At 67.8% G+C, this 6,790-nt stretch carries 6 protein-coding genes and 1 pseudogene; 2 read left to right on the plus strand and 5 right to left on the minus strand.

Going from position 1 to position 6,790, the window contains the following annotated elements; translation table 11 throughout:
- Positions 1-463: 463 nt before the first annotated feature.
- The 3 genes from KBX53_RS17485 to KBX53_RS17495 all read right to left on the minus strand — a co-directional run bounded on the left by KBX53_RS17485 (position 464) and on the right by KBX53_RS17495 (position 2,260).
- The gene (locus KBX53_RS17485) at positions 464-838 is read right to left on the minus strand and encodes a hypothetical protein (RefSeq protein WP_210860392.1); all 375 of its coding nucleotides are present in this window, start codon (positions 836-838) and stop codon (positions 464-466) included.
- 269 nt (positions 839-1,107) lie between these two features.
- A complete protein-coding gene (locus KBX53_RS17490; RefSeq protein ID WP_210860394.1) occupies positions 1,108-1,602 on the minus strand; it encodes a GNAT family N-acetyltransferase in 495 nt (164 codons plus the stop codon).
- Positions 1,603-1,633: 31 nt separating this feature from the next.
- Positions 1,634-2,260 (minus strand): class I SAM-dependent methyltransferase, encoded by a 627-nt coding sequence (locus tag KBX53_RS17495; RefSeq protein WP_210860396.1) that lies wholly within the window; start codon positions 2,258-2,260, stop codon positions 1,634-1,636.
- Positions 2,261-2,403: 143 nt separating this feature from the next.
- Between KBX53_RS17495 and KBX53_RS17500 the strand changes: the two genes are divergently transcribed.
- The gene (locus KBX53_RS17500) at positions 2,404-3,852 is read left to right on the plus strand and encodes an ATP-binding protein (RefSeq protein ID WP_210860397.1); all 1,449 of its coding nucleotides are present in this window, start codon (positions 2,404-2,406) and stop codon (positions 3,850-3,852) included.
- A gap of 85 nt (positions 3,853-3,937) precedes the next feature.
- Here the strand turns inward: KBX53_RS17500 and KBX53_RS17505 are convergent, their stop codons facing one another.
- Positions 3,938-4,279 (minus strand): hypothetical protein, encoded by a 342-nt coding sequence (locus tag KBX53_RS17505; RefSeq protein ID WP_030329771.1) that lies wholly within the window; start codon positions 4,277-4,279, stop codon positions 3,938-3,940.
- Between the two features lie 289 nt (positions 4,280-4,568).
- On the opposite strand from KBX53_RS17505, the gene KBX53_RS17510 reads away from it, so the two are divergent.
- The gene (locus KBX53_RS17510) at positions 4,569-6,176 is read left to right on the plus strand and encodes a hypothetical protein (protein WP_210860399.1); all 1,608 of its coding nucleotides are present in this window, start codon (positions 4,569-4,571) and stop codon (positions 6,174-6,176) included.
- 85 nt (positions 6,177-6,261) lie between these two features.
- On the opposite strand, the pseudogene KBX53_RS17515 reads toward KBX53_RS17510, so the two are convergent.
- Positions 6,262-6,790 (minus strand): annotated as a pseudogene (locus KBX53_RS17515) (peptidase); the annotation flags it as partial.

The raw sequence follows: 6,790 nt of genomic DNA on the forward strand, positions 1-6,790 counted from the left end.
GCCGCTGGGTGCTCCACCTTGACCGGGCAGGCCCCACCCACTCCACGGTGTGCGGACGAAGGCCGACGGGATGGAAGTGACGCGGAAGTTGGGGCTACAGCCAGCCCCTTGAACGCGCGACTTGGTAAGCGATGAGGCCCACCACCGGCAAGGGGCCGCGGTGGATGAGAAGCAGCAGCCCATACCGCAAGGTAGGCCCCCACCCAGACTTCGCGGCGGTCAAGAGGACATCGTGAGGGCTGCGGGACGACTGACGCGGCCGGACGCTCGGGCGTCGGCGCTTCGGCGTCGGATTGCCGTCGGCAACGTCCACATCTTGCGAGGCCACTCGTACCTCCGGAGGGCGTGATCTACCGCCCCACCGGATGAGTGGGCTTTCTGCGAGCACCCCCAAGGGGGGTGAGCCTGCTGGCTGAACGTAACCCCGTCCTCGCGCCGGGGACTGCCGTGCTCGTGCGCAGTGCTAGAAGGGTAGCAGGGACAGGTCGAGCTCGCGCAGCCTGGCCCGCCCCGCCTCATCAACCAGGTTCCACCACTTCACGCGGTTGATCTGTGGTTTGCGGCTACAGGAGGGGCACGCGAAGATGTACGAATCCCTCCCGATCAGGCTTCTCGGCTCCGCCTCCGCTCCCATCGGCGGCGCGAACCACTCCAACGCCGAACTCATGCCCCCGCTGCCGTCGAGCTCGCGGCGGGCAACGGTGAGCAGTCGTCGCTTGTGCTGACCCCGGTCCGTGCAGACCACCGGAAGGAAGAAGGCAACCTCGCGTCCACTCTGGGTGAACTCCCGTGGCCGATCGGGATCGATCCATGAGGTGGGCGGCACGGACTCAGCCACGGGCGACCTCCGAATCGCTTGGTACCGGCCCAATCCTACTCCCGCGCGGCTTCTTCCAAGATCATGCCGTTTCCAGGCCGGCGAAGGGGAGCCAGAGGTGACCATCGTTGACCATCCATGCCAGGCGTGGCGGCAGGTCAGGGCCGCAGTCGTCCGGTTTGATCGACTACACCCGTGGCCTAGATCAATACCGCTGGAAGTAAGACCACGGCCAACGGAAGCACTGCGGACAGGCTGCCCAGCCCGGCCGACGAGCTGCACTACACACGTCAGGCCCCGACCTCAGCGACCATCGTGTCCGCGTCCTCGAACGACTCGACCGTGCGGAATCCTTCAGCGGCGTACAGCCTCGCAGCGAAGTTCGCCCGCTCCACGCTCAGTGACACTGTGCGGATGCCACGTTCTCGGGCGACGTCCAGAACGGCGCGCAAGAGCATCCGGCCCACACCCCGGCCCCTCCAGGTTTCCACCACGCCGATAGTCAGCTCTGGCACGTCGTCACTCACGTACCCATAGCCGGGATCAGCGGCGGTCAGGTATCGGAACCAGGCCGCGCCGACTGACCGCTCAGCTTGGCCGACCGCAACCAGGCCAAAGTCGGTTGGCCGCATCCACCCGCTGACGTAGTGGGCCAGCGCGGGATTCGCCAGGATCTGCTCGCGAGACCAGTTGCGCTCAGGCAGCCAGTTCACGGCCTCCACGAGCATGTCAACCAAGAATTCCCGATCAGCCGAGGTTGCTGCGCGGACGCCGAGGTCAGTCACCGCCGAAGCCTCGCACACGACTCGGACCAGGTCAGCCCTGTGGGCGCTGCGCCCAGAAGAGGGTGTGCCCGCTGCTGCCCTCCGGGACGAAATCCTCGGCGCTGATCGTCAGCCCCGCCTGCTGCAGCCAGGCGCGGTAACTGGAGGCGTCGGCGTGGCTCCACCACATGGTGGCGGGGCCATCGAGCCAGTTGTCCTCGGTGCCTGTCCAGGCGGTGTTGCCGACGGTGGTGAGCAGCCAGCCGCCGGGGCGTAACCAGGTGGCGATGCTCTTGATGAGCTGCGGCTGGTCGGCCAGGGGCATGTGGATGAGGGCGTAGAGGCAAACCACGGCATCGAAGGAGGCCGGCGGCAGGTCGAGCCGGGTGGCGTCCGAGTGGAGAAAGGTGCCGTTTGGCACCAGGCGGCGTGCCCGCTCGATCTGCACGTCGCTGATGTCAACGCCGGTCACGCGGTGTCCCGCGTTGGCGAGGAAGCGGGCGACCGGCACCCCGCAGCCGCACCCGAGGTCGAGGACCCCTGCTGAGGCAGGTAGGCGCTGGTGTAAGTCGGCCAGCCAGGGACCGTACTGGCCGTCGTCGGCGTCGTCCGATCGATAGTGGTAGGAGAGCGCGTCGTACCCCCGTCGTACCAATTCACGCTCGTCGTTCCTGCTCATTCCGGGAACCCTAGAGGCTCGGTGTCGCCTGCCAGCGGTAGAGGTCGCACAGCAGGGAAATCTCGGCGCCGTGGTGTATCAGTTCCCTGCTGAGGTAGGTAGACTGTCTCGAAGTAAGATTGAATCTAGCTTCGGGAGGGTCGATGTTCATCGGCCGCCGGACGGAACTCGACCTGCTCGGCAAGCAGCTTGATCATGTGAAGCGCACCGGTCAGGGCCGTTCCGTCGCCATCCGTGGTCGCCGCCAGGTGGGCAAGTCGCGGCTGGTACAGGAGTTGTGCGACAGGGTCGACCTGCCGTACTGCTTCTACACTGCGGTCAAGGGCGCATCGAGCATCGAAGCGGTCGGCTACTTTCTCGGTGCCCTGCGCGACTCGTCGCTGCTCACGTCCAGCGGTCGTGACCTGCTGCCGTCCCAGCCACCGGCCGGTGGCTGGGGAGACATGCTGCGGGTCCTGGCGGGCGTCCTGCCCGATACGCCGAGTGTGGTCGTCCTGGACGAACTGCCCTGGATCTCCGAGCAGGACACGACGTTCGACGGGCACCTTCAGGTCGCCTGGGACCGGCTCATCTCCGGCAAGCCGGTGCTCCTGCTGCTGCTCGGCAGTGATCTGCACATGATGCAGCGGTTCACCGAGTACGACCGCCCGTTCTACGGCAGGGCCACGAACATGGTCCTCGGCCCGTTCAATCCCGCCGAAACCGCCGCGGTGACCGGGTTGAGTGGCGCGGACGCGATCGATGCGCACCTGATCACCGGCGGGTTGCCCGGTGTGGCTCTGGAGTGGTCCCCGGGTACGCCCCCCGCCGATTTCCTGGGTCAGGAGATCTCCAACAAGACGTCGGCGTTGTTCACCGTCCCCGAGCAGTCTCTGGCGTCGGAGTTTCCCGCCCCGGACACTGCCCGACGCATCCTGGAAGCGGTCGGTGGGGCAGGTAGCCGTACGTTCAGCAACATCGCCGCTGCCGCCGGGGACCGCGGCGGCCCGGTCAGCTCCGGCACCCTGTCCCCGCTGCTGCACCGGCTCGTCGAGGAAAAACAGGTCCTCGCCGTCGACAAGCCGCTGTCCACCAAGCCCAGCAAGCTGGCCCAGTACCGGATCGCCGACAGCAATCTGCGCCTGTATCTCGCCATTCTTCGGGATGTGCACCAACTGGTGCTGCGCGACCGGTCAGCGGCCGCCCGCGCCATCCTCGACAGTCGGTGGTCCTCCTGGCGGGGCAACGCCGTCGAGCCGATCATCCGCGATGCGCTCGCCATCAGCGCCGGGGCCGGCGGTTTGCCCTGGACCGACACCTGGGAAGTCGGCGGCTGGTGGAATCGGCAGTCCAACCCGGAAATCGATCTTGTCGGCGCGGACCGCGCCCCGATCGCCTCCCGCATCGCGTTCGCCGGCTCGATCAAGTGGCAGGACGGCCCCTTCGGCCGACGTCATCTCGACGAACTGCGCCGCCATGCCCCGTTGATCCCGGGTTTTCAGCCCGGGGTCAGCGGCCTGGTCGTCGTCAGCCGCTCCGGAGTCGACCTCCCGGCCGAGGCCGTGCACCTGGTGTGGGGGCCGAACGACGTCCTCCAGGCGTGGTCGGCCTGACGCTGTCCAACGGTGGATCGGCACAGGCGGCCGGGGAACGGGCAGGCTGCACCTCGTCTGACCCCGGCACTACAGCAACGGGGGGTCAGAGGCTGGCGGTGAGGAGTGCGCAGGCGAGCAGCGGCAGCGCGGAGAGGGTGCCCACCAGGGCTGACGAGCGGATCCGGGCACGGGAGAGGAGCACCGCGAGCGTCGCCAGGCTGACCAACAGCGCGAGGAACGCCGCCGGCAGGGCCACGTAGAGCCCGAAGAGCAGCGCCCTCGACCGTTCGGAGTCGCACGCCTCGCCGCAGTTCGCCGGAACCGAACCGGAGAGCGTGCTGAGGAACAGACCGAACGACACGACGGCGGCCACGTACCAGCCGGCCAGCACCAGGAACGAGGAGCGCGCGTCGGCGAGGTCGGTGCGGGGCGGAGCCAGCGTCATGGGCGAAGTATCCGCTGTTGTGTGAGCGGGCGAGCGACCTGGGCCAGGCGCGTCGCACCGTCCAGCCGCGCCGTCCAGCCGCACTGCCTCGTTGCTGCGGCCGCTATTCCCTTTTGCCCGATGGGCCCTTCGTCGCGGGACGGCCATTCAATTCAGGCTGCGTTATGCTCCGGCGGTCCAAAACGAGGATCCACGGGGGTCTGGTTTGTTCAGGTGGAATAAGGTTGCCCGGCGAATAGCTGCGGCCACTTTTGTCTGTTTTGTTGGTTCTATCGTTCCTGTCGCGACGGTGCCCGCCCAGGCGTCAGCCGCAGCGCTGCCGCAGTTGAAGGCGGCGATCCCGGCCCAAAGTCTCATCCGGGCAGGCCTGTCATCCACGCTGTACCACCTCGACATTCAGCTTGGGCTGGACAAGCGCCAGGCTACGGAGGTGACGACCAGGTCGGACATCAGCGAAATCAAAGACAAGATGATGTTTTCGTTCGACGACGAGGGTTGCGAACGCGCCGGCGATGTCGTTACGTGCCGGGAGTACGCACGGTTCGGGCTGGGTGCCAGCCAGACGGCGAGCGCATTCGGGTACGCCTCACCGCAAGGCTCGACTCTGCCCAGCGGCGTTGTCGGCACCGTCCGGACGACCGTCGAGGTCAAGGGTTACGCGCCGGCGAATGTGCAGACCGAGATCATCGCCGTTGACCAGTTGACGGTAGAGCGCGTTGGCATGCCGACCCTGAGCGCTGCGCCGGGTGACACGGTCACCGCCCGCTTCGGGTTCAAAGTTTCCGGCACTGTGCCGGCGCGCGGCGTGGTCCTCGACTTCAGGAACGGCGGTCCGCAACCTGGTGTGCAGGACCTGAGCTCAGGCCTGTGGCCGGCTGAGGCGGTGGACCGCTTCTCCAACTGCTCCTACAACGGCGTCGAGTTGCTCTGGTGCCGTTTCGACCAGGAATTTGCGCCGGGTCGGACCTATGTGGTCCCGGTTCGGGTGAAGGTCAGGGCGGATTCCGGTAAGAAGGTGAGCCTGCTCGCGGGCATCCAGCCGTCGTCGGTCCGCCTGCCGAAGATCGAGGCGGTTCGTGCCGTGGCGCCAACGGAGCTGGGCGTGCCGGGCGGTGGCCCCAAGCTCGTTGTTGATAACGCGCCCGCTGTCACCGAGGCCGCTCCCCAGTTGTTCGAGGCATCGGCTGAGCAGACCATCCAGACCGACAGCAAGCTCGCCTCCGACTACGAGAAGGTGAAGCTGTTCGCCAGTACGGTCTACTACCAGAAGACGGGCGACGTGGCGCCGCTGGAAGTGGGATTCGACAACGGTGGCGAAGCGCTCAGCCGTGACCCGTTGCTGCTTGTCCAAATCCCCTTCCGCACCAAGGCGGTAGCGGTTCCGGACTCGTGCTTTGACATAATTCCGCATATGGACTATGTCGAGCCCGCGCTGACAAATCCGGCACCGCTGGGCCGCGAACAGTATCTGTGCGGCTGGCGTGGGGTCGTCGGCAATGGTCAGCGGCTGAGCCTGAAGTTCTCCCTGCGCGTGGAGTACGACAATGCGTACGGGGGCGAAGTGCGGCGCTATCCGTTCGACTTTTCGGAAAAGTCGAACGTGACGATCAACGTTGTCAAGGGGACGCCGCCCACCCCGTCGCCCTCGGCCTCTGCCACGCCCAGCCCAGGGCCGAGCGGATCGCCACCGGCCACCGCCACTCCGACCCCGAGCGGGACGGCCTCGGTCCCGGGGGCGGCATCGCCGTCATCGCCCGCGTCGGGTGCCGGTGGCGGCCTGCCCCTGACCGGTCTGCCCCTGGTCACGTTCGGTGCCGTCGGCGTGGGGATGCTGCTGGTCGGGTTCCTCCTGCTGCACTACGGCCGGCGTAAGCGGCTGACCATCCGCAGCGAGTAGCGGCGGACGCGCCGGGAGTCAGGTTCGACCAGCTCTGCTGAGTGACACGGCGGGGGACCGGAGACGGTCCCCCGCCGTCGTCGTTCTAGAACTGGTAGGTGCGGGCGACCGCCAGCATTTCCGAGCTGTGCGACCCGACGACGCCGACGGCCGGCGGCCGGGGCCGGAAGCCGGGCAGCGCCTCCAAGCCGTCGCTGGCGTCCATCGCCCGCAGCGCCACCTGCCCGGCGATCGGCCGCACCGCCAACGTGACCTCGATGCCCTCGGCCGGCGGGGCGTGGAACACCAGCCCGAAGCCCCACTTGCCGTCCCGAGGCTCCACCGGCACCGACCGCCCCGCCACCTCGGCGCGCAGCACCGTGGCGGTCGACGTGTCGACGTGCAGTGTGGCGATCCGGGCGACCCGCTGCGGGGTGAGCCGCAGCCGCAGGGTGCGTACGTTACCGGCGGCGGCGTCGGTCAGCACCAACTCCAGCTTCGGGGCCGGCAGGTTCGCCGCCTGCGCCGGGCCGGCCCGCAGCTCAGCGTCGCCGAGCCCGGGGAAGTCGTCGCCGATGTCGGTCACCCCGTCCACGTAACCGTCGGTCCACGGCTGCGGGTCGCTCTCGTGGCTG

Source organism: Micromonospora sp. M51, assembly GCF_018070305.1.
Taxonomy (GTDB): domain Bacteria; phylum Actinomycetota; class Actinomycetes; order Mycobacteriales; family Micromonosporaceae; genus Micromonospora; species Micromonospora parva.